20 protein-coding genes are annotated in these 21,595 nt (G+C 73.5%); 14 read left to right on the top strand and 6 right to left on the bottom strand.

Going from position 1 to position 21,595, the window contains the following annotated elements; translation table 11 throughout:
* Positions 1-35 precede the first annotated feature (35 nt).
* Both AB0C04_RS07235 and AB0C04_RS07230 read right to left on the bottom strand, forming a co-directional pair.
* Entirely contained in the window at positions 36-440 is a 405-nt protein-coding gene (locus AB0C04_RS07235; RefSeq protein ID WP_357049699.1) for a secondary thiamine-phosphate synthase enzyme YjbQ, read from the bottom strand.
* Positions 441-466: 26 nt separating this feature from the next.
* On the bottom strand, positions 467-886 hold the full coding sequence (locus AB0C04_RS07230; protein WP_357049696.1) for a hypothetical protein: 420 nt from the start codon (positions 884-886) through the stop codon (positions 467-469).
* A 172-nt stretch (positions 887-1,058) separates the two neighbouring features.
* Between AB0C04_RS07230 and aceE the strand changes: the two genes are divergently transcribed.
* The gene (gene aceE / locus AB0C04_RS07225; RefSeq protein WP_357049694.1) at positions 1,059-3,803 is read left to right on the top strand and encodes a pyruvate dehydrogenase (acetyl-transferring), homodimeric type; all 2,745 of its coding nucleotides are present in this window, start codon (positions 1,059-1,061) and stop codon (positions 3,801-3,803) included.
* A 169-nt stretch (positions 3,804-3,972) separates the two neighbouring features.
* Here the strand turns inward: aceE and AB0C04_RS07220 are convergent, their stop codons facing one another.
* Positions 3,973-4,422: an SRPBCC domain-containing protein gene (locus AB0C04_RS07220; protein ID WP_350874138.1), complete on the bottom strand. Its 450-nt coding sequence runs from the start codon at positions 4,420-4,422 to the stop codon at positions 3,973-3,975.
* Positions 4,423-4,608: 186 nt separating this feature from the next.
* Here AB0C04_RS07220 and AB0C04_RS07215 point away from each other — a divergent pair, with 186 nt between their 5' ends.
* The 3 genes from AB0C04_RS07215 to gltX are packed head-to-tail and all read left to right on the top strand — an operon-like array spanning position 4,609 to position 8,694.
* Positions 4,609-5,961, top strand: coding sequence for a GH1 family beta-glucosidase (locus AB0C04_RS07215; protein ID WP_357049690.1), 1,353 nt, complete (start codon positions 4,609-4,611; stop codon positions 5,959-5,961).
* Complete coding sequence (locus tag AB0C04_RS07210) at positions 5,958-7,235, top strand: MFS transporter (RefSeq protein ID WP_357049687.1); 1,278 nt, start codon at positions 5,958-5,960, stop codon at positions 7,233-7,235. Before AB0C04_RS07215 ends, AB0C04_RS07210 begins: the two co-directional genes overlap by 4 nt.
* Before the next feature lie 49 nt (positions 7,236-7,284).
* Complete coding sequence (gltX, locus tag AB0C04_RS07205) at positions 7,285-8,694, top strand: glutamate--tRNA ligase (RefSeq protein WP_357049684.1); 1,410 nt, start codon at positions 7,285-7,287, stop codon at positions 8,692-8,694.
* A 68-nt stretch (positions 8,695-8,762) separates the two neighbouring features.
* Here the strand turns inward: gltX and AB0C04_RS07200 are convergent, their stop codons facing one another.
* A complete protein-coding gene (locus AB0C04_RS07200) occupies positions 8,763-9,413 on the bottom strand; it encodes a copper resistance protein CopC (protein ID WP_357049681.1) in 651 nt (216 codons plus the stop codon).
* Positions 9,414-9,633: 220 nt separating this feature from the next.
* On the opposite strand from AB0C04_RS07200, the gene AB0C04_RS07195 reads away from it, so the two are divergent.
* The gene (locus AB0C04_RS07195; RefSeq protein WP_357049678.1) at positions 9,634-10,278 is read left to right on the top strand and encodes a hypothetical protein; all 645 of its coding nucleotides are present in this window, start codon (positions 9,634-9,636) and stop codon (positions 10,276-10,278) included.
* A 37-nt stretch (positions 10,279-10,315) separates the two neighbouring features.
* Here the strand turns inward: AB0C04_RS07195 and AB0C04_RS07190 are convergent, their stop codons facing one another.
* Complete coding sequence (locus AB0C04_RS07190; protein ID WP_357049675.1) at positions 10,316-10,684, bottom strand: hypothetical protein; 369 nt, start codon at positions 10,682-10,684, stop codon at positions 10,316-10,318.
* Between the two features lie 194 nt (positions 10,685-10,878).
* Between AB0C04_RS07190 and AB0C04_RS07185 the strand changes: the two genes are divergently transcribed.
* The 8 genes from AB0C04_RS07185 to AB0C04_RS07150 all read left to right on the top strand — a co-directional run bounded on the left by AB0C04_RS07185 (position 10,879) and on the right by AB0C04_RS07150 (position 19,337).
* Positions 10,879-12,090 carry a histidine kinase gene (locus tag AB0C04_RS07185; protein WP_357049672.1) on the top strand — a complete coding sequence of 404 codons (1,212 nt, stop codon included), beginning with the start codon at positions 10,879-10,881 and terminating at the stop codon, positions 12,088-12,090.
* Positions 12,087-12,803 (top strand): response regulator transcription factor, encoded by a 717-nt coding sequence (locus AB0C04_RS07180; RefSeq protein ID WP_357049669.1) that lies wholly within the window; start codon positions 12,087-12,089, stop codon positions 12,801-12,803. Before AB0C04_RS07185 ends, AB0C04_RS07180 begins: the two co-directional genes overlap by 4 nt.
* A gap of 32 nt (positions 12,804-12,835) precedes the next feature.
* Positions 12,836-14,140 carry a helix-turn-helix domain-containing protein gene (locus AB0C04_RS07175; protein ID WP_357049666.1) on the top strand — a complete coding sequence of 435 codons (1,305 nt, stop codon included), beginning with the start codon at positions 12,836-12,838 and terminating at the stop codon, positions 14,138-14,140.
* A 78-nt stretch (positions 14,141-14,218) separates the two neighbouring features.
* Positions 14,219-15,388 carry an acyltransferase domain-containing protein gene (locus AB0C04_RS07170; protein WP_357049663.1) on the top strand — a complete coding sequence of 390 codons (1,170 nt, stop codon included), beginning with the start codon at positions 14,219-14,221 and terminating at the stop codon, positions 15,386-15,388.
* Positions 15,388-16,332 carry a beta-ketoacyl-ACP synthase III gene (locus tag AB0C04_RS07165; protein WP_357049660.1) on the top strand — a complete coding sequence of 315 codons (945 nt, stop codon included), beginning with the start codon at positions 15,388-15,390 and terminating at the stop codon, positions 16,330-16,332. Before AB0C04_RS07170 ends, AB0C04_RS07165 begins: the two co-directional genes overlap by 1 nt.
* Positions 16,333-16,421: 89 nt before the next feature.
* Positions 16,422-16,661, top strand: a complete 240-nt coding sequence (locus AB0C04_RS07160) for an acyl carrier protein (protein WP_007072348.1) — start codon at positions 16,422-16,424, stop codon at positions 16,659-16,661.
* 2 nt (positions 16,662-16,663) lie between these two features.
* Positions 16,664-17,890 carry a beta-ketoacyl-ACP synthase II gene (fabF, locus tag AB0C04_RS07155; protein WP_357049657.1) on the top strand — a complete coding sequence of 409 codons (1,227 nt, stop codon included), beginning with the start codon at positions 16,664-16,666 and terminating at the stop codon, positions 17,888-17,890.
* Positions 17,891-17,900: 10 nt separating this feature from the next.
* A complete protein-coding gene (locus AB0C04_RS07150; protein ID WP_357049654.1) occupies positions 17,901-19,337 on the top strand; it encodes a carboxyl transferase domain-containing protein in 1,437 nt (478 codons plus the stop codon).
* 62 nt (positions 19,338-19,399) lie between these two features.
* Here the strand turns inward: AB0C04_RS07150 and AB0C04_RS07145 are convergent, their stop codons facing one another.
* Positions 19,400-19,618, bottom strand: coding sequence for a hypothetical protein (locus AB0C04_RS07145; protein ID WP_357049650.1), 219 nt, complete (start codon positions 19,616-19,618; stop codon positions 19,400-19,402).
* A gap of 93 nt (positions 19,619-19,711) precedes the next feature.
* Here AB0C04_RS07145 and AB0C04_RS07140 point away from each other — a divergent pair, with 93 nt between their 5' ends.
* Entirely contained in the window at positions 19,712-21,526 is a 1,815-nt protein-coding gene (locus AB0C04_RS07140) for an NAD(P)-binding protein (protein ID WP_357049647.1), read from the top strand.
* The last annotated feature ends 69 nt before the right edge of the window (positions 21,527-21,595 follow it).

Raw genomic sequence — 21,595 nt, 5'->3', positions numbered from 1 at the left:
CGCGGCCCGGGGCGCGTCGGGGCGGGGTGGGGCGGTCAGCCGGGCAGGAAGGAGAAGCGGACCTGGCGGGTGGGGTTGTCGCCGTTGGTGTCGACCAGGCAGATCGACTGCCAGGTGCCCAGCGCCAATCGACCGCCGAGCACCGGCAGCGTCGCGTACGGCGGCACGAACGCCGGCAGCACGTGGTCGCGGCCGTGCCCGGGCGAGCCGTGCCGGTGCCGCCAGCGGTCGTCGGTGGGCAGCAGGTCGTCCAGCGCGGTCAACAGGTCGTCGTCGGAGCCGGACCCGGTTTCGATAATCGCCAGCCCGGCGGTGGCATGCGGCACGAAGACGTGCAGCAGCCCGTCGCCCTGATCGGAGACGAACGCCTGGGCCTCCGCGGTGATGTCCCGGACGGCCGGCCGGGACCCGGTCTGGACGGTGATCACGTCACTGCGCATACGTCGCATTCTGCCGCAGGTAGCGGTCAGGAACCGCCGCCACCGCCGCCGGAGTCACCGCCACCGCCGCCGGACCAGCCGCCGCCGGAGTCCCCACCGAAGCCCTCGCCGCGGTGGTCGCCGATCGAACCGCGATCACCCTCGCGGTGATGTCCACCATCGGAGGTGTACGGGTAGTCGCTCGTCGAGTAGTAGGGCATCGGCGGGCTGCTGGTCTCGGCGTACCGGCGGCGCGGGCCGGGCACGCCGCGCGCCACCCGGGGCGGCGCCGGAGCGCGCAGGCCGCCGCGCAGCCGCGCCGCGCCGAACACCGCCGCCGCCAGACCGAAGATCATGATCGGCAGCGCGGCGACATCACCCGCCAGCAGCACCGTCGCCGCGGGAACCACCGCGAGCATTCCGGCCGTCAGGAGGAGGCCGCCGAGCACCACTCGTCGCCCGTTCACGCCCGGCAGGGTAGTGGGCCCGGACAAGACGGGAGCGGTCGTCGTCGCGCTAAGTTACTGGCGGGTACCTGTGTTCAGCGTCGCGTCCGGGGGACCTAGACGTGACGACGGGTGCCACCAGGGGGCAGGATGGCGCTAGAGACCTATCCCACACACAATCGAGGGAACGCCTGTGGCTACGGAACGCAAGCGCCCGGTGATCAGCGACGGCCTGCCGAGCCAGCTTCCGGACATCGACCCTGAGGAAACCAGCGAATGGGTCGAGTCGCTTGACGGTGTCATCGACGAGCGCGGAACCAAGCGCGCCCGTTACGTCATGCTGCGCCTGCTCGAGCGGGCTCGCGAGCGCCAGGTCGGGGTTCCGCCCCTGACCACCACGGACTACATCAACACGATTCCGTCCGAGCGCGAGCCGTGGTTCCCGGGTGACGAGCACGTCGAGCGGCGGATCCGGGCTTACATCCGGTGGAACGCCGCGATGCTGGTGCACCGGGCGCAGCGCCCGGAGATCGGCGTCGGCGGGCACATCTCCACCTTCGCCAGCTCCGCCTCCCTCTACGAGGTGGGCTTCAACCACTTCTTCCGGGGCAAGAACCACCCCGGCGGCGGCGACCACATCTTCTACCAGGGCCACGCCTCCCCCGGCATGTACGCCCGCGCGTTCCTGGAGGGCCGGCTCAGCGACGACCAGCTCGACGGGTTCCGTCAGGAGCTGTCGCACCCGGGCGGCGCGCTGCCGTCGTACCCGCACCCGCGGCTGATGCCCGACTTCTGGGAGTTCCCCACCGTCTCGATGGGTCTCGGCGGCCTGAACGCGATCTACCAGGCCCGGTTCAACCGCTACCTGCAGCACCGGGGCATCAAGGACACCTCCCAGCAGCACGTCTGGGCCTTCCTCGGCGACGGCGAGATGGACGAGCCGGAGACGCTGGGCGCGATCGGTGTGGCCGCCCGCGAGGAGCTCGACAACCTCACCTTCGTGATCAACTGCAACCTGCAGCGGCTGGACGGCCCGGTCCGGGGCAACGGCAAGGTCATGCAGGAGCTGGAGGCGTTCTTCCGGGGCGCCGGCTGGAACGTGATCAAGGTGGTCTGGGGCCGGGAGTGGGATCCGCTGCTCGCCGCGGACACCGACGGCGCGCTGGTCAACCTCATGAACACCACGCCGGACGGCGACTACCAGACCTACAAGGCGGAGTCCGGCGCGTACGTCCGGGAGCACTTCTTCGGCCGCGACCCGCGGACCCGCAAGATGGTGGAGCACCTCAGCGACGACGAGATCTGGAACCTCAAGCGGGGTGGGCACGACTACCGGAAGCTCTACGCGGCCTACAAGGCGGCCACCGAGCACACCGGGCAGCCGACGGTCATCCTGGCCAAGACGATCAAGGGCTGGACGCTCGGCTCGCACTTCGAGGGCCGCAACGCCACCCACCAGATGAAGAAGCTGACGCTGGAGGACCTGAAGACCTTCCGCGACCGGCTCTACCTGGACATCCCGGACTCGGCGCTGGAGGAGAACCCCTACCTGCCGCCGTACTACCGCCCGGACGACAAGTCCGACGAGATGCAGTACCTCAGGGAGCGGCGCGAGCAGCTCGGCGGCTACCTGCCGTCGCGGCGGACCAGCTCAAAGAAGCTGACCATCCCGGGGCCGGAGCGGTTCGCCGACGTCAAGCGCGGCTCGGGCAAGCAGAAGGTGGCCACCACGATGGCCTTCGTCCGCCTGCTCAAGGACATCATGAAGGACAAGGAGTTCGGCAAGCGCTGGGTGCCGATCATCCCGGACGAGGCGCGTACCTTCGGCCTGGACTCGATCTTCCCGACGGCGAAGATCTACTCGCCGCACGGCCAGCGCTACACCTCGGTCGACCGGGAGCTGTTCCTGTCCTACAAGGAGTCGACGACCGGGCAGATCCTGCACGAGGGGATCAACGAGGCCGGCTCGGTCGCCTCGTTCACCGCCGCGGGCTCGTCGTACGCCACGCACGACGAGCCGATGATCCCGATGTACATCTTCTACTCGATGTTCGGGTTCCAGCGGACCGCCGACGGGCTCTGGGCGGCCGCCGACCAGATGGCCCGGGGCTTCCTGCTCGGCGCGACCGCGGGGCGGACCACGCTCAACGGTGAGGGTCTGCAGCACGAGGACGGTCACTCGCTGCTGATCGCCGCCACCAACCCGGCGGTGGTCGCGTACGACCCGGCGTTCTCCTTCGAGATCGCGCACATCATGGAGAACGGCCTGCACCGGATGTACGGCGAGGCGCAGGAGAACGTCTTCTACTACCTCACCGTCTACAACGAGCCGATCTTCCAGCCGGCCGAGCCGGAGGGCGTGGACGTCGAGGGCATCCTCAAGGGCATCCACCGCTACTCCCCCGCCCCGCAGGTCGAGGGGGACGCGCCGAAGGCGAACGTCCTCGCCTCCGGCACCGGCATGCAGTGGGCGCTCAAGGCGCAGCAGCTGCTCGCCCAGGACTGGGGGGTGGCCGCCGACGTCTGGTCGGTGACCTCCTGGACCGAGCTGCGCCGCGACGCGGTCGAGGCCGAGGAGCACAACCTGCTCAACCCGGGCGCCGAGCCGCGGGTGCCGTACATCCAGCGGAAGCTGGCCGAGGCGGACGGGCCGAAGGTCGCGGTCAGCGACTTCATGCGGGCGGTGCCGGATCTGATCGCCCGCTGGGTACCCGGCGACTACACCTCGCTCGGCACCGACGGCTTCGGCATGTCGGACACCCGGCACGCCCTGCGCCGGCACTTCCACGTCGACGCCGAGTCGATCGTGGTCGCCACGCTGCGGCAGCTCGCGCTCCGCGGCGCGGTGCCGGCCAACGTGCCGGCCGAGGCGGCCAAGAAGTACGCGATCGACGACGTCAACGCCGCCCCGGTCGGCGAGACCGGCGGCGACAGCTAGTCCGTCCGACGCGTCTCGAAGGGCCCGCGCCGGCAGGCGCGGGCCCTTCGCCGTCTGCGCACCGGCGGGTGCGACGAAGCGGCGGGTGCGACGGAGCGGCGGTGGACCGGCGTTCCCTGGCGGGGAGGCCGGGCCACCGCCGTCGCGGGTGACGCCAGGACGGGTCCGGTCAGCCGACGGCGGCCAGGTCGGTCAGCCGGGCCAGCGAATCCTCCAGGTCGGCGCCGACCCTGCGCAGGCCGAGCCGGAGCAGGGCGGCCTTGACCGGGCCGGCCGGCCAGCGTACGACGATCAGCCGCACGACGGTGCCGCCCTCCTCCTCGTCGTCGGGAGTGAGCTGTACGTAGATCTCGGTGCGCGCCTCCGCTCGGGCGCCGGCACCCTTGGCGCGCTCGCGCCACCCGATCAGGGTCGGCTCCTGAAAGGCGATCACCTCGGCCTCATGCGCCGCGCCACGCCCGGCCTGGACCCGTTGCCGTCGACCGAAGCCCTCTCCCGAGAGCACTTCGGCCGCACGGACCCCCGCCAGCCAGGCCGGCAACTGCTCGGCCCGCTGCACGACGTCCCAGACCGCTTCCACCGGCGCCGCCACGTGCGCACTGCGTTCCACGAGGATCATTTCCGTCTTCCTCCAGTGAGGACATCCCACGATATCGGCACTCTATGCGCAAATTCGGACGTACCTGGACGGGTTCGGAAAAAGACACGCCGAAAACCATTGCGCATCGCGCCATCGCGGCCTATGGCGCAATTCCCGACCGGGCCCTAGAGTCCCGAACACGTTTCACGTTGATCGGGAGGACGCATGCCGCCGACCGCACCGATGCCGCAGTTCCCCGCCGGCTTCCGCTGGGGCGTCTCCACCTCCGCGTACCAGATCGAGGGCGCGGTCGGGGCGGACGGACGCGGAACGTCCATCTGGGACACCTTCGCCCACTCCCCCGGTCGGATCGCCGACGGCAGCACCGGGGACCTCGCCTGCGACCACTACCACCGGTACCGGCAGGACGTCGAGCTGCTGGCCGGGCTGGGCGTCTCGGCGTACCGCTTCTCCGTCGCCTGGCCCCGGGTCCAGCCGACCGGCGCCGGGCCGGCCAACCCGGCCGGGCTGGACTTCTACGACCGGCTGGTCGACGAACTGCTCGCGCACGGCATCGACCCGGTGGCCACCCTCTACCACTGGGACCTGCCGCAGCCGCTTGAGGACGCCGACGGCTGGCTGAACCGGGACACCGCCGCCCGCTTCGCCGCGTACGCCGACCTGGTCGCCGCTCGGCTGGGCGACCGGGTCCGGCTCTGGATCACGCTGAACGAGCCGTTCATCCACATGAGCCTCGGCTACGGGATGGGCGTGCACGCCCCGGGCCGGATGCTGCTCTTCGACGCCTTTCCCGTCGCCCACCACCAGCTGCTCGGCCACGGGCTGGCGGTCGACGCCCTGCGCGCCCGCACCGGCAGCCCGGTGGCCATCGCCAACAACTACTCGCCGGTGCGCGTCCTCGGCGACACCGACGCCGACCGGGCCGCCGGCGCGGCCTACGAGGCGTTGCACAACCGGCTCTTCACCGACCCGCTGCTCGGCCGGGGCTACCCGGACGGCGCGGCCGTCGACGAGTCCCTCGTCCGCGACGGCGACCTGGCGGCCATCGCCGCCCCGATCGACGTGCTCGGGGTCAACTACTACAACCCGACCGGGGTACGCGCACCCGAGGAGGATTCGCCGCTGCCGTTCGAGCTGGTGCCGCTGGGCGGCTATCCGCGGACCGCGTTCGACTGGCCCGTCGCCCCGGACGGGTTGCGTGAGCTGCTCGGCTGGCTGCGCGACAGCTACGGTGACGCGCTGCCGCCGATCGAGATCACCGAGAGCGGCTGCGCGTACGACGACGCGCCGGGACCGGACGGCCGGGTGCACGACCCCGACCGGATCGCCTACCTCGACGGGCACCTGCGCGCGGTCCGGGCGGCCCTCGACGACGGCGTCGACGTGCGCGGGTACTTCGTCTGGTCGCTGTTGGACAACTGGGAGTGGGCCGAGGGCTTCACCAAGCGGTTCGGCCTGGTGCACGTCGACTACGCCGACCAGACCCGTACCCCGAAGTCCTCGTACGCCTGGCTCCGCGACGTGATCGCGGCCGCTCGCCGGAGTTCCGCGCGGTGACCACCGTCGACCCGACCCCGACGTCGCTGCCGGCGGCGCTGGCCGAGCCGACCGTGCCGGTCCGGCGCAGCTGGATCGCCTTGATCTTCGCGGCCAACCTCGGGGTCTGGATGGCCTTCTTCACCCCGATCCAGGTGCTGCTGCCCCAGCAGATCGAGCGGATCACCCCCGGCGACAAGGAGGCGATGCTGGCCGTGGTCACCGGGCTCGGCGCGCTCGCGGCGGTGATCGCCAACCCGCTCGCGGGCGCGCTGTCCGACCGGACCTGCCTGCGGCTGGGCGGGCGCGAGTTCGGCCGTCGGCACGTCTGGACGGCGGGCGGCGCGCTGCTCGGGGCGGCGGCCCTGATGCTGCTCGCCCAGCAGCGGACCGTGCTCGGGGTGACGGTGGCCTGGGTCGCCGCCCAGGTCTGCTTCAACGCGATGCTGGCCAGCCTCACCGCCGCCATCCCGGACCGGGTGCCGGTCGTCCAACGCGGCGGGGTCTCCGGCTGGGTCGGCATCCCGCAGGCGCTCGGACTGGTGGTCGGCGCGGTGCTGGTCACCGCCGTGGTCACCGGCAACGCCGCCGGTTACCTGGCGATCGCGGTGGCCATGCTGCTGCTGTCGCTGCCGTTCGCGCTCTTCACCGCCGACGACCCGCTGCCCCGCACGCACCGGCCGGCGCTGCGGCCGCGGGCCCTGCTGGCCTCGATGTGGATCAGCCCGCGCCGGCACCCGGACTTCGCCTGGGCCTGGCTCACCCGCTTCCTGGTCCAGGTGGGCAACGCGCTGGGCACCCTCTACCTGCTGTACTTCCTCACCGACGGGGTACGGGTGGCCGATCCCGAGGGCAGCCTGCTGGTGCTGATCCTGCTCTACACGCTCGGGATGATGCTCACCGCGGTGATCGCCGGCCGGCTCTCCGACCGCTCCGGACGGCGCAAGGTCTACGTGATCACCTCCGGGCTGATCATGGCGGTAGCCGCGGTACTGCTCGCGGTCGCCCCGGTCTGGCCGATGGCGGTGGTCGCCGCGCTGCTGCTCGGCGCCGGCTACGGCGTCTACCTCTCGGTGGACGCGGCCCTGATCACCCAGGTACTGCCCCGGGCCACCGACCGGGCCAAGGACCTCGGGGTGATCAACATCGCGAACTCCGCGCCACAGGTGCTCGGCCCGGCCCTCTCCGCGCCGATCGTGGTGCATCTGGGCGGCTACCCGACGCTCTACGCGGTGACCGCCGTGGTGACCCTGCTCGGCAGCGCCCTGGTCGTGAAGATCCGTTCGGTGCCCTGAGCGGCACCCCTTGGCCGAATGCGGTGGCGCAGCGCCGTAGGCTGGGGGCGTGACGGTACGTGTACGCTTCGCCCCCTCCCCGACCGGTATGTTCCACGTCGGCGGGGCCCGCTCGGCCCTGCAGAACTGGATCTACGCCAAGCAGCAGGGCGGGGTGTTCGTGCTCCGCATCGAGGACACCGACGCGGCCCGCAACAAGCCCGAGTGGACCGAGGGCATCCTCTCCGCGCTCGACTGGATCGGCATCGAGCGCACCAGCTACGAGGGCCCGCACTTCCAGTCGGAGAACGCCCACGAGCACCGGGCCGCCGCCCAGCGGCTCTACGAGTCGGGCCGGGCGTACTACTGCGACTGCACCCGGGAGGACGTCCAGGCCCGCACCGGCTCGCAGTACGCCGGCTACGACGGCTTCCACCGGGACAAGGGTCTCGGCCCGGGCGAGGGGCGGGCGCTGCGCTTCCGCACGCCGGACGAGGGCGAGACCGTGGTGGTCGACCTGATCCGCGGCGAGCCGACCTTCGAGAACAAGCTGATCGAGGACTTCGTCATCGCCCGGGGCGACGGCTCGCCGGTCTTCCTGCTGGCCAACGTCGTGGACGACATGATCATGGGGATCACCCACGTGATCCGGGCCGAGGAGCACCTGCCGAACACCCCGAAGCAGCAACTGCTCTGGGACGCGCTCGGCGTCAAGCCGCCGATCTGGGCGCACGTGCCGGTGGTCGTCAACGAGAAGCGGCAGAAGCTCTCCAAGCGGCGGGACAAGGTCGCCCTGGAGGCGTACCGCGACGAGGGCTACCTGGCCGCCGCGATGCGCAACTACCTGATGCTGCTCGGCTGGGCGCCCTCCGGCGACCGGGAGATCGTCCCCTGGTCGGTGATCGAGCAGGAGTTCCGGCTGGATGAGGTCAACCCCTCGCCGGCCTTCTTCGACGAGAAGAAGCTGCGCGCGTTCAACGGGGAGTACATCCGGGCACTGCCGGTGGACGAGTTCGTCGCCGCCTGCCAGCCGTGGCTGACCGGCACCGGCACCATCGCGCCCCCGCCGTGGCAGCCGGCGGAGTTCGACGCCGCCGCGTTCGCGGCCGTCGCCCCGCTCGCCCAGACCCGGATCGCCGTGCTCAGCGAGATCGTGCCGAACGTCGACTTCCTCTTCCTGGCCACCCCGCTGATCGACGAGGCGGCCTGGGCCAAGGCGATGAAGGAGGGCTCGGCGGAGCTGCTGGAGGCCGCGACGGCGGCGTTCGAGTCGTCGGTCTCCTGGGACGCCGAGTCGATCAAGTCTGCCCTGGAGGCGGTCGGCGCCGAGCGGGGTCTCAAGCTCGGCAAGGCCCAGGCGCCGGTCCGGGTCGCGATCACCGGCCGCAGCGTGGGGCTGCCGCTCTTCGAGTCGCTGGAGGTGCTCGGCCGCGAGCGCACCCTCACCCGGCTGCGCGCCGCCCGGGTCCGCCTGGTCTGACACCCGTACCGGCGGCCGGGCCGCACCCGCACCGGGCCTGCCGGCTGCGGGTGCGGCCCGCCCGTCGGTCAGCCGCGGCTGGCGCGGCGGCGGAGCAGGATGCCGCCGGTCAACAGCGCGGCGAGCAGGACCAGGCCGCCGAGCGCCCAGAACCAGCCGCTGCCGCTGCCGTCCTGCTCCTCAGCGGCGGGCACGGCGGCTGCCGTCGGGCTGGCACCGTCCGGACCGGCCGTCGGCGAGGCCGACCCGGCCGGGGACGGGCCGGCGGTCGAGCCGCCCGAGGGCGGTACGGCCGGGCCCGACGTCGGTGCGGCCGAGGGATCGGCCGGCGTGCCGGTGGTGAGGGTGAAGCGCACCTCGCCGGAGATCGGGTGCCCGTCGCCGGACGCAACCCGGTAGCCGACGGTGTAGAGACCGGCCCTGCCCGGCTTGAACGGCACGCTCACCCGGCTGCCCGCGAAGCGCGGCGCCCCACCGGCCGCGACCACATTGTCCGGTCCGGTCAGTGTGATCTTCGTCGTACTCGGGTCCAGTCGGGACAGGAACCGGAGTTCGACACGCGTCGGCGCGGCCGCCACCCGCGCGCCGTCGCGCGGATCGCTGCCGGTCAGCGAGTTGTGCGCGGCAGCCGGCTGCGCCGGCAGCAACAACGACACACCGAGCGCCACGCCGAAGACCGCTGGCCCGAACCGCGCCACACGTGCGACCCTGCCCCCCATGAACCCCTCCGTAAAGGTACGATCCGCGCGCTGATCAACGGCTCCTCATTAGTCGAGCCGAGATCGCACATAGTTCCAAATACTGTTCCAGATACTGCAACCGATCGACATTCTGCGGAGTCTTTAGGTGGGGCGTCCGGCCATCGGGTCCGGTCGCCGTCGACCGACCGACACGTCAGGCGCAGCGAAGCCATCCATCGAACGGGGCGAGGAGGCGGCGATGGTCCGACAGGTGAGGCGGCTGATCGCCGTGCTGGCCGGGGCGCTCACGGCGGCCGTGTCGCTCGGCGTCGCCGGCCCGGCTCAGGCCGCCCCGAAGCCGCCGCCCGGTGTCGACATCACCGGTACCGGGATGAGTGCGCCGCTGCGGCTGCGCTCGGACACCCAGCCGGCACACGTGGTCGCCCTGATCGATCAGGTCAACTTCCTCGGCCGGATCGGCACGGCCAACGGGCCGAAGCCGGCCGATCTCGGTCCGAAGTACACGGTCGTCGTGCTGGCCGGCGAGACGCCGAAGCAGACCTACGACCTCTACCCGAAGGCCGTCGGCGGGCCCCGGGTCTACCGGCCGGCCAAGCAGCCGGATTCCCGTAAGACCAGTGCCGGCTGGTTCCTCGGTCGACTCTCCATGTCGGAGACGCTGCGCACCGCCGGAGTGCCGCTCGAGCGGCAGTACGACACGGTCAGCGGCGGCGTCGGCGGTGGCGAGCGGGTGATCCCGGAAGACGCGATCAACCCGGGCCGGGACATCGACGAGGCACTCAGCGAACTCCAGCGGCTGCTGCTGCTCAACGTCGCGGTGATGCTGGTCATCACCTCCGGCTTGGCCGGGATCGCGCTGCTCATCCGCCGCCGCACCCGCTGACCGGCCGCCCGGGTCGGTCAGCGCCCGTCGCGCGGGATCAGCACCAGCGACGCGGCGGGTGCTCACGGCGAGCGCCGCGCTGCCGGGGTCGCACGGGGCCGTGCCGGTGCGCACCCGCCCAACCCGGGAGGACGCTGCGGCAGCCCGAGGCCGCCGTCACCGGCTCGGGCTCGACCGGCGGGGGCAGCTCCCCGGAGCGTTGCCGGGGCACCGGGGCATCTTCCTCGGCCCGCTCGGCCGGCCACCCGCCGGTCGACTCCGCAGGCCAGCCGCCCACCGGCTCCGGCGTGAAGGGCGGCACCCCGCCGACCAGACGGCGGTGCTTGGCGCCCGCCTGCTGCTCGTGGTGGCCCGGCCGGCAGGGCTCACCCTGGGCGCAGCCGTGCTCGGCTTCCCCCTGGGTCATCCCGGTCTCCTCACGCTCGCGGTCGCCGTCGACGGTCGCGCCGACGTGCCCTGTCACCGTACTGGCCGGCCCCGACGTGCCGTGCAGCGCGTGCCGCCGCCAGCTCCCGGATACCTCCTTCGGGGGAGGCGGGCCGGCCTGACGTCCTCCCGGGGGCGGAGGGCGACCGGGCGCCGGTGTGGTGGGATCGGCCCATGCGACCGCCACCGTGGCCGAGCGCCGGCACCCCGGGACGGGATCTCGCTCTGGCCGGCACGGCGCTGGCCGGCGGGCTGGTCCTGCACGGCCTCGGCTGGCAGCCGCAGATCACCCCGCATCCGGACGTGCCCGTCGCACTGTTCCTGCCACCGCTGGTGGCCGTCTGCGCAGCCGTGGCGCTACGCCGGGCGTCCCCCGGCGCCAGCCTCGCCCTCGGCACGGCCGCCGTGCTCGCGGACAGCCTGCTCGGCGGCTCGTTGGGGACCATCCTGATCTACACCCAGGTGCTCTACGACGCCTGCGTGCACGGTGGCGCGGCCCTCTGGCGGTGGTTGCTGCGGATCACGGTCGCGCTGAGCCTGCTCGGCGCGGTGGCCGGAGTGGTGATCTTCGGGCACTGGCGGGGCGTCGCCCTCGGCGTGCCGTTCGCGCTGGCCGGCGTGCTGCCGGTGCTCACCGGGATCAGCGTGCGGCAGTACCGCGACCAGGCCGCGTCCGAGCGGGCCCGGGCCGAACAGACCGCGCGCCTGACGGAGCTGGACCGGCGACAGGCGGTTGCCGCGGAGCGCGCGCGGATGGCCCGCGAGCTGCACGACGTGGTTGCCAACCACCTCAGCGCGGTGGCCATCCACGCCACCGCGGCGCTCTCCGTGCCCGGGTTGGACCGGGCCCAGGTCGAGTCGGCGCTGCGGGTGATCCGGGAGAACAGCGTGCAGGGCCTGGCCGAGATGCGGCAGATGATCGGCGTGCTGCGCGCGCCGGCCGAGCCGACCGAACCGACTGGGCGGGATTCGGTGGACGCGATCCCCGCCCGACTCGGTGAGCTGGATCGGCTGGTGGAGCGGGTCCGCGCCGCCGGGCTGACGGTCCGGGTGAGCACCAGCGGGGAACCGGCCGCGCTGCCGGTCGGGGTCGACCTCGCGGCGTACCGGATCGTGCAGGAGTCGTTGACCAACGCCCTGAAGCACGGTGACGGCGAGGCCGACCTGGAGATCGCGTACCGGCCGGCCGAGGTGGTGGTCACGGTGGAGAATCCGGTCCGCCCCGCGCGCCGCGGCCTGCCCGGCGCGGCTCTGGTCGGCGCGGGCGCGGGTCTGATCGGCATGCGGGAGCGCGCGGTGGTGCTGGACGGCCGGTTCGCCGCCGGGCCACGGGACGGCCGGTGGCGGGTCCGGGCCAACCTGCCGACCGCCGAGCCGGTGCCGTGACCGGCCGGGTGGACGGTCCGAGCGCCGGGCGTCGAGGGGTGCCGACCGGGGGGACGATCCGGGTGGTGCTCGCCGACGACCAGCCGGCGGTACGGGCCGGGCTGGCGCTGATCCTCTCCGCCGCGCCGGACGTCGAGGTGGTCGGCGCGGCCGGCGACGGCGACGAGGCGGTCCGGCTCTGCCGCGACCTGCGCCCCGACGTCGCCGTGTTGGACGTACGGATGCCGCGCCAGGACGGCATCGCGGCCACCCGCGAGATCGTCGCCGACGGGCACACCGACGTACTGGTGCTCACCACCTTCGACCTCGACGAGTACGTCTTCGGCGCGCTGCGGGCCGGGGCGGCCGGCTTCCTCCTGAAGGACACCGACGCGGCCGGCCTGGTGGCGGCGGTGCGGACGGTGGCCCGCGGCGAGGGGTTCATCGCCCCGGCGGTCACCCGCCGGCTGATCCGGGCGTTCGCGGACAGCGTCCCGGACGCCCCGGACGGCAGCCGGGCGGCGGTGGCCACGCTCACCCCCCGCGAGCGGGACGTGCTGGCCTGCCTGGGGCTGGGCCTGTCCAACCAGCAGATCGCCGACCGACTGGCCCTGGCGGAGAGCACCACGAAGACCCATGTCAGCCGGATCCTGGCCAAGCTGGCGCTGCGCAGCCGGGTGCAGGCGGCCATCCTGGCCCAGGAGCTGGGCCTGCCCGCGCCGCCACCGCGCTAACCGGTCGAGGGCCGCCGGCAGCCCGGCCCGGCGTGGAGCCGCTGCTCAGGGCGTGTCAGGCTGGTGCGGTGGGGAACGAGCCGGGCGACGCGGAGCTCAGTGCCACGCTGCGCCGGATCGAGCGGGCGGCGGGCGCTCTGGCCACCGGCAGCGTGGCCCGGATGGACGAGACGCTGCCCTGGTTCCGGTCCCTCCCGGCGGACCAGCGTTCCTGGGTCATGCTGGTGGCCCAGGCCGGCGTCCGGTCCCTGGTGCAGTGGCTGAGCTCCGGCGGCGGCAGCGCGGACAGCACCCAGGAGGTCTCCGACGAGGTCTTCGCCGCCGCGCCGCTGGAGCTGGCGCGTTCGATCACCCTCCAGCAGACCGTGGCGCTGATCAAGGTCACCATCGACGTGGTCGAGGAGCAGGTGCCCCACCTCGCCGCGAAGGGCGAGGAGCAGCAACTGCGCGACGCGGTGCTGCGCTTCTCCCGGGAGATCGCCTTCGCCGCCGCCCGGGTCTACGCCCGCGCCGCCGAGTCGCGCGGCGCCTGGGACGCCCGGTTGCAGGCGCTGCTGGTCGACGCGCTGCTGCGCGGCGACTCCCCGGACGTGCTGGCCAGCCGCGCGGCGGCGCTGGGCTGGGCGGACGCCCCGCCGGTGGCGGTGGCGGTCGGGCGCTCCCCGGGCGGTGAGGTCTCGGCCGTGCTGCACACCGTCTACCGGCTGGCCCGCCGGATCGGGGCCGAGGTGATCGGCGGGGTGCACGGTGACCGGTTGGTCGTGGTGCTCGGCGGCGCCGCGGACCCGCTGGCGGCGGCGGGCAAGCTGCTGACCGCGTTCGGCGAGGGCCCGGTGGTGGTGGGCCCGGCCGTGCCGAGCCTGGACGAGGCGACCGAGTCGGCACGGGCCGCGCTGGCCGGGTTCCGCGCGGCGCCGGCCTGGCCGACCGCGCCCCGACCGGTGTCCGCGGCCGACCTGCTGCCCGAGCGGGCGCTGGCCGGTGACGCGGAGGCCCGGCGGCGGCTGCGACACGACGTGTACGCGGTGCTGGTCCGTGCCGGCGGCGAGCTGCTGGAGACGCTGGACGCCTACTTCAGCGCCAGCGGCACGCTGGAGAGCGCCGCCCGGGCCTTGTTCGTGCACCCGAACACGGTGCGCTACCGGTTGCGCCGGATCGCCGAGGTCACCGGCTTCTCGCCGCTGGTCCCGCGGGACGCGTTCGCGCTCCAGATCGCGCTCACCGTCGGCCGGCTCGACCCGGTGGTCCCGGTGGTCTCGGTGGTCCCAACCCAGACAATGAACCCAGCCAACACCAAAACCGCGCAGACAGGCGATGATCACCGCCGATCTTTGTAGGATCCCGACAAAGCTTCTAGTGTGGTTTGGTCGAGGGCGGCACAGCGCTACCCACGCGTATCCGGGAGAGTCATAGACGTGCTCGCCGTACTCTCGCCCGGCCAGGGTTCCCAGAAGCCCGGCTTCCTGACTCCGTGGCTCGACCTGACCGGTGCCGAGGCGCGGCTGCGCTGGTGGTCCGCGCTGGCCGGGGTCGATCTGGTGCACCTCGGTACCGCCGCCGACGCCGACGAGATCAAGGACACCGCGCGTACCCAGCCGCTGCTGGTCGCCGCGGCGCTGCTCGCCGCCGAGCACCTGCCGATGTACGACGTGAGCGTCACCGCCGGGCACAGCGTCGGCGAGCTGGGCGCGGCAGCGCTGGCCGGGGTGCTACCCGCCGAGTCCGCGATCACCCTGGCCGGCGTACGCGGGCGGGAGATGGCCGCCGCCTGCGCGCTGCAGCCGACCGGGATGGCCGCCGTGCTGGGCGGGGACCCGGACGAGGTGCTCGCCGCGATCGAGGCGCACGGGCTCCACCCGGCCAACCGCAACGGTGCCGGTCAGGTCGTCGCCGCCGGGGCGCTGGACGGCCTCGACAAGCTCGCCGCCGAGCCGCCGGCGAAGGCCCGGATCATCCGGCTCCAGGTGGCCGGCGCGTTCCACACCCCGTACATGGCGCCGGCGGAGGCCGCGCTCGCCACGGTGGCCGGCGGGATCACCCCGGCCGACCCGGCCCGGATCCTGCTGTCCAACCTCGACGGCGCCGCGGTCAACCACGGTCGGGACATGGTGCAGCGGCTGGTCCGCCAGGTCACCGCCCCGGTCCGGTGGGACCTCTGCATGCGCACGCTGGTCGACCTCGGGGTCACCGGCGTCATCGAGCTTCCCCCGGCCGGCACCCTGGCCGGTCTGGTGAAGCGGGAGCTGAAGGCCACCGGCGCACCGGAGATCGTCACCCTGAACACCCCGGACGACCTGCCCGCCGCCCGCGACCTCATCGCCCGGCACGGCATGGCGCCGAGCCACGAGCCGACCATCCAGTTCCGGGTGGTGGTGGCCCCGGCCGCCGGCACCTTCGCGCCGGCCGAGGGCCTCGCCGAGGGCGAGACGCTCCGGTCCGGCCAGGTGGTCGGTCACGTCGTCACCCGCCAGGGGCAGGTCGAGGTGACCGCGCACGGCAGTGGCGCGCTCACCGAGTGGCTCGCCCACCACGACGACCCGGTCGCGCCGGGCCAACCGCTCGCCCGCATCGGAGGACAGAACTAATGGCTGGAAGCCGGATCGTCGCCCTGGGGCACTACCAGCCCTCCCGGGTGGTCACCAACGACGACCTCGCCCGCATGGTCGACACCAACGACGAGTGGATCCGGGACCGGGTCGGCATCGTCAGCCGGCGGATCGCCGACGGTGAGACGGTGGCCGACATGGCGGCCGCGGCCGCCGGCAAGGCGCTGGCGAACTCCGGTCTCAGCGCCGCCGACATCGACCTGGTCGTGGTCGCCACCTGCACCTCGGTCGACCGCAGCCCGAACGTGGCCTGCCGGGTCGCCGCCAAGCTCGGCATCACCGCCCCCGGGGCGTACGACATCAACACCGCCTGCTCGGGCTTCGCGTACGCGCTGGGCACCGTCGACCACGCGATCCGGGCCGGCGCGTCGCGCAACGCGATCGTGATCGGCGCCGAGAAGCTCTCCGAGTTCACCGACTGGACCGACCGCTCGACCTGCATCATCTTCGCCGACGGGGCGGGTGCCGCGGTGGTCACCGCCACCGGCGACGACGAGCCGGCCGGGGTCGGCCCGGTGGTCTGGGGCTCGGTGCCGGAGAAGAGCGACGCGGTCCGGATCGAGGGTTGGCGCCCCTACATCAAGCAGGAGGGGCAGGCGGTCTTCCGCTGGGCCACCACCGCGCTGGCCCCGCTGGCCCTGCAGGCCTGCGAGCGGGCCGGAGTGGCTCCCTCCGAGCTGGCCGCGTTCGTGCCGCACCAGGCCAACGCGCGGATCATCGACGGCATCGTCAAGCGGCTCGACATCCCGAACGCGATCATCGCGAAGGACATCGTCGAGTCCGGCAACACCTCCGCGGCGAGTGTGCCGCTGGCCCTGTCCAAGCTGGTGGAGCGGCGGGAGGTGCCCTCCGGGGCGCCGGTGCTGCTCTTCGGCTTCGGCGGCGGCCTGACCTACGCCGGCCAGGTCGTCCGGTGTCCCTGAGTGCCACCTCGGCGCGCACGCGCCGAGGCGAACGTCGGGCGGCGCGGCCGTCCGACGCGATCAACCCCCGATGAGAGGAACCAACCGCAATGACCCGTGACGAGATCACCGCCGGCCTCGCCGAGATCCTCGAAGAGGTTGCCGGGGTGAACCCGGACGACGTGGCCGAGGGTAAGTCCTTCACCGACGACCTGGACGTCGACTCGCTCTCCATGGTGGAGGTCGTGGTGGCGGCCGAGGAGAAGTTCGGCGTCAAGATCCCGGACAACGAGGTGCAGAACCTGAAGACCGTCGGGGACGCGGTCAGCTACATCGAGGCGCAGTCCTGATCATGACTCGTCCCGACGTCGTCGTCACCGGGCTCGGCGCGACGACCCCGCTCGGCGGGGACGTCGCGTCGACCTGGGAAGCCCTGCTCGCCGGCCGCTCCGGGGTGAGTCCCCTCACCCAGGAGTGGGCGGCGCAACTGCCGGTCCGGATCGCCGCGCAGCTGGCCGTCGAGCCGTCCGAGGTGCTGGACCGGGTCAAGCTGCGTCGGCTGGACCGCTCCGAGGCCATCGCTCTCGTGGCGGCCAAGCAGGCCTGGGCGGACGCCGGCCTGGCCGACTCCGGGCTGGACCCGGAGCGGCTGGCGGTCAGCGTCGGCTCCGGCATCGGCGGTGCGACCACCCTGCTCGCCCAGGACGACATCCTGGAGGCCTCCGGGCCGCGCCGGGTCTCCCCGCACACCGTGCCGATGCTGATGCCGAACGGCCCGGCCGCGTGGGTCGGGCTCGAGGTGGGCGCGAAGGCCGGTGTGCACTCGGTGGCCAGCGCCTGCGCGACCGGCGCGGAGGCGATCGCGCTCGGCCTGGACATCATCCGGTCCGGCCGGGCCGACGTGGTGGTGGCCGGCGGCACCGAGGCGGTCATCCACCCGCTGCCGATCGCCGGGTTCGCCTCGATGCGGGCGATGTCCACGCGCAACGACGACCCGGAGCACGCCTCCCGCCCGTGGGACAAGGGCCGGGACGGCTTCGTCCTGGGCGAGGGCGCCGGGGTGGTCGTGCTGGAGCGGGCCGACCACGCCGCGGCCCGGGGAGCCCGGGTGTACGCCCGTCTCGCCGGCGCCGGCATCACCTCCGACGCCTTCGACATCGTGCAGCCGCACGCCGAGGGTGAGGGCGCCATCCGCGCCATCGCCCGGGCGATCGCCGACTCGGAGGTGGCCAAGCGGGACATCGTGCACGTCAACGCGCACGCCACGTCGACCCCGGTCGGCGACATGCTGGAGATCGGCGCGCTGCACAAGGCACTCGGGGACCACCCGGTGCTGGCCGCGACGAAGTCGATGACCGGTCACCTGCTCGGCGCGGCCGGCGCGCTGGAGTCGATCGCCACCATCCTGGCGATCCGCGACGGTGTCGTACCCCCGACGATCAACCTCGACGACCCGGAGGAGGGCCTCACCCTGGACGTGGCCGCCCACAAGCCGCGCCAGATGGAGATCCCCGCCGCGCTGAACAACGCGTTCGGCTTCGGTGGTCACAACGTGGCTCTCGTCTTCACCCGGGCCTGAGACCACACGCATGGAGGCCCACGTGAGCACCACCGCCGTCGGCGCGGGCACAGCGATCGTGGACCACCGGGATCCCGAGGTCCGGCTGCGGGCCCTCTTCGACGCCGGCTCGCTGCGCCTGTCGGCGCCGCGGGACGGCTCCGGCGTGCTCTGGGCGCGCGGTGAGATCGAGGGCACGCCCGCGATCGCGTACGCCACCGACGCGACGAAGATGGGCGGCGCGATGGGCCTCGACGGGTGCCGGCACATCGTCGACGCGATCGACACCGCCGTCCGGGAGCGGGTGCCGGTGCTCGGCCTCTGGCACTCCGGCGGCGCTCGGCTGGCCGAGGGCGTGGTCGCGCTGGACGCCGTCGGGCAGGTCTTCGCCGCGATGGTGCGGGCCTCCGGCCGGGTACCGCAGATCTCGGTGGTGCTCGGTCCGGCGGCCGGCGGCGCGGCGTACGGGCCAGCACTGACCGACATCGTGGTGATGAGCGGGGCCGGCCGGATCTTCGTGACCGGCCCCGAGGTCGTCCGCAGCGTCACCGGCGAGCAGGTCGACATGGAGCGGCTCGGCGGCCCGGAGCCGCACGGTCGCCGCTCCGGTGTGGTGCACGTGACCTGCCCCGACGACGAGGCGGCGATGACCGAGTCGCGCAGGCTCGCCGCGCTCCTCGGTCACCAGGGCCGGCTCTCGCCCGACGACGTGTCGGCCGACGGCGAGGACGGGCACGACCTGACCGCCCGGATGCCGGCCGAGACCAACCGGGCGTACGACGTGAAGCCGGTGGTCAAGGCGCTGCTCGACGCCCCCGGCGTGGAGCTGCACGCCAAGTGGGCGCCGAACGTCGTCACCACGCTCGGCCGGTTCGCCGGGCGGACGGTCGGCGTGATCGCCAACAACCCGCTGCGCCTCGGTGGCTGCCTCGACGCCTCCAGCGCCGAGAAGGCGGCTCGGTTCGTGCGGATGTGCGACTCCCTCGGCGTCCCGCTGATCGTGCTGGTCGACGTGCCGGGCTACCTGCCCGGTCTCGGCCAGGAGTGGGACGGCGTGGTGCGCCGCGGCGCGAAGCTGCTGCACGCCTTCGCCGAGGCGGTGGTGCCGCGGGTGACCCTGGTGACCCGCAAGGCGTACGGCGGCGCGTACATCGCGATGAACTCGCGCTCGCTCGGCGCCACCGCGGTCTTCGCCTGGCCGAACGCGGAGGTCGCGGTGATGGGCGCGAGCGCGGCGGTGAACGTCCTGCACCGCAAGCGGCTGGCCGCCGCTCCGGTCGAGGAGCGGGAGGCGCTGCGCGCGCAGCTGATCGAGGAGCAGACCCGGACGGCCGGTGGGGTGAACCGGGCGCTGGAGATCGGCGTGGTGGACGACGTGATCAAGCCGGCGGAGACCCGACGCCGGATCGCCGAGGCGCTCGCCGCGGCCCCGGCTGCCCGCGGCGGGCACGGCAACATCCCGCTGTAACGTTCGACGGTTCCACCGAGGGCCCGCGCTCGTCGAGCGCGGGCCCTCGGCGTTGCCGCCGCTCAGCCGCGGTTGCGCGGGTGCTGCTGCGCGGTCCGCTCGTTGCCCCGGCGGTAGTTGCCGGTCCAGCGCGCCATCACCAGCTGCGGGTCGTCGTCGACCTCGGCGAGAAACTGTGCCGCCCGGCCGCCACGCAACGTGCCGGCGACCCGCCCCTGATGGGTGATCACCACCGTGCCGTCGGCCCGCTCGACGTACCGGAATCCCCGCGCCGCTGTCATGCCCGCAGGGTGCCAGGCCGGGCCCGGCCGGCGCGACCGGATTCCGGCCCGACGGCCGCCGCCGGCTGGAGTCCGGCGGCTACCATCCGGGGCGTGTCCGACGACACCCTCCCCGCCGCGGAGCACTCCGGCCAGCGCTACGTGGTCTGCGGCGACGGCACCCTCGCCCGTCGCCTGGTGGCGGAGCTGGTGGACCGGTACGGCGTGGCCGTCACCGTGGTGCTGCCGTCGCTGACCGAGAACCACGCGCCGGACATCGCGGAGTTCTCCCCCGAGCCGGGTGGGCCGGGTCAGCGACCGGAGGTGCTGGTGGCCCGCCGGCTGACCGCGGAGGTGCTGGAGCAGGCCCGGGTGCGGCAGGCGGCGGCGGTGGCGCTGGTCGGCGACGACGACGTCACCAACGTGGACGCCGCGATGATCGTGCGCGAACTGGACCCGGACGTACGGCTCGTGGTCCGTCTGTTCAATTCGGTGCTCGGCGAGGGGGTGGCCACCGCGCTGGGCGACTGCGCCGTGCTGTCCGGCTCGGAGTTCGCCGCCCCGGCGTTCGTGGCCGCCACCCTGGGCGACGAGGCCCCGACCTACCTGCGGCTGCCCGACGACGAACTCGTCCGCACGGCGCACCGGGAGGCGCTCGGTCCGGCCACCGCCGACATCGTCTGCGCCCTCGCGGACACCGACGGGCCCGAGCCGGTCACCCTCCCCGAGAACGAGGAGGACGCCGACCTGGTGCTCGTCCGCACCTACGGGCAGCGTCGCCCCGAGCCGCCCCGCCGGCGGTCCCGCCTGCTGCGGACCACCGGCCTGATCTTCGGGCGGAACGTGCGGCTGGCGCTGGCCGGCCTGGCCGCGCTCTTCGTCGCCGCCGGCACGGTGCTCGCGTTCGCCCGGGGCCTTCGACCGGCCGAGGCGGCGTACCTGGTGCTGCTCACCGCGCTGGGCGGCGCGGACGCCGACCCGGGCGCTCCGCTCGCCGAGAAGGTGACCGCGGTGGTGCTGGTGATCGCGGGAGTCGCCATCGTGCCGACCGTGACCGCCCTCGTGGTCGACGCGCTCGTGCACGCCCGGCTCACGGTGGCCGCCGGCGGGCTGGTGGACCCGGTCGCCGACCACGTGATCGTGGTCGGCCTGGGCAACATCGGCACCCGGGTGCTCCAGGAACTGCACTCCTTCGGGGTGCTGGTGGTGGCGGTCGACCGCGCGGAGTCGGCGCGCGGGGTGGCCGTCGCCCGCGAGCTGGGGCTGCCCGTGGTGATCGGCGACGCGACGAGCCCCGAGACGCTGCGCGCCGCCTCGCTGCACACCGCTCGGGCACTGGTGGTGCTCACCGGCGACGACGTGTCCAACCTGGAGACGGCCCTGCTGGGCCGACCGGGGCACACCTCCCAGCGGACCGCCGCGGGGCAGCCGCCGCTGCGCATCGTGCTGCGGCTCTTCGACGACGGCTTCGCGCAGCGGGTGCAGCGGACCTTCGGCCTCACCCGGTCCCGCAGCGTGTCGTACCTGGCCGCGCCGGCGTTCGCCGCCGCCATGATGGGACGCGAGGTCATCGACACCATCTCGGTCGGGCGCCGGGTCCTGCTCGTCGCCGACCTGCCGGTGGGCGCCGGCTCCGAGATCGAGGGGCTGTTCTGCCCCGACATCTCCCGGCCCGGCGAGGTCCGGGTGATCGCGATGCGCACCGGCCGGGCCGGTCAGACCATCTGGTCCCTGCCGGACCGCCGTCCACTGGTCCGGACCGACCGGTTGATCGTGGTGGCGACCCGGGCAGGTCTCGCCGCGCTGCTGCCCCGGACGGTGCCCAGCGCCGACCCGTCGGCGCTGCCCGAGCCGTCGCCGCTGCCACTGCTCGCCACGCCGGCTCAGCGCGAGCGGACGAACCGTCCGGAGCCGAACCGCCCCGCGTGACCCCGGTCCCCGCAACGGAGTTGACGCCGCCGCCCCGACCCGGTTTGCTGTGCCGGCTGAAGATCGACA

The organism is Micromonospora sp. NPDC048909 (assembly GCF_040649635.1).
Taxonomy (GTDB): domain Bacteria; phylum Actinomycetota; class Actinomycetes; order Mycobacteriales; family Micromonosporaceae; genus Micromonospora.
This window is presented reverse-complemented; position numbering and strand designations above follow the sequence as displayed.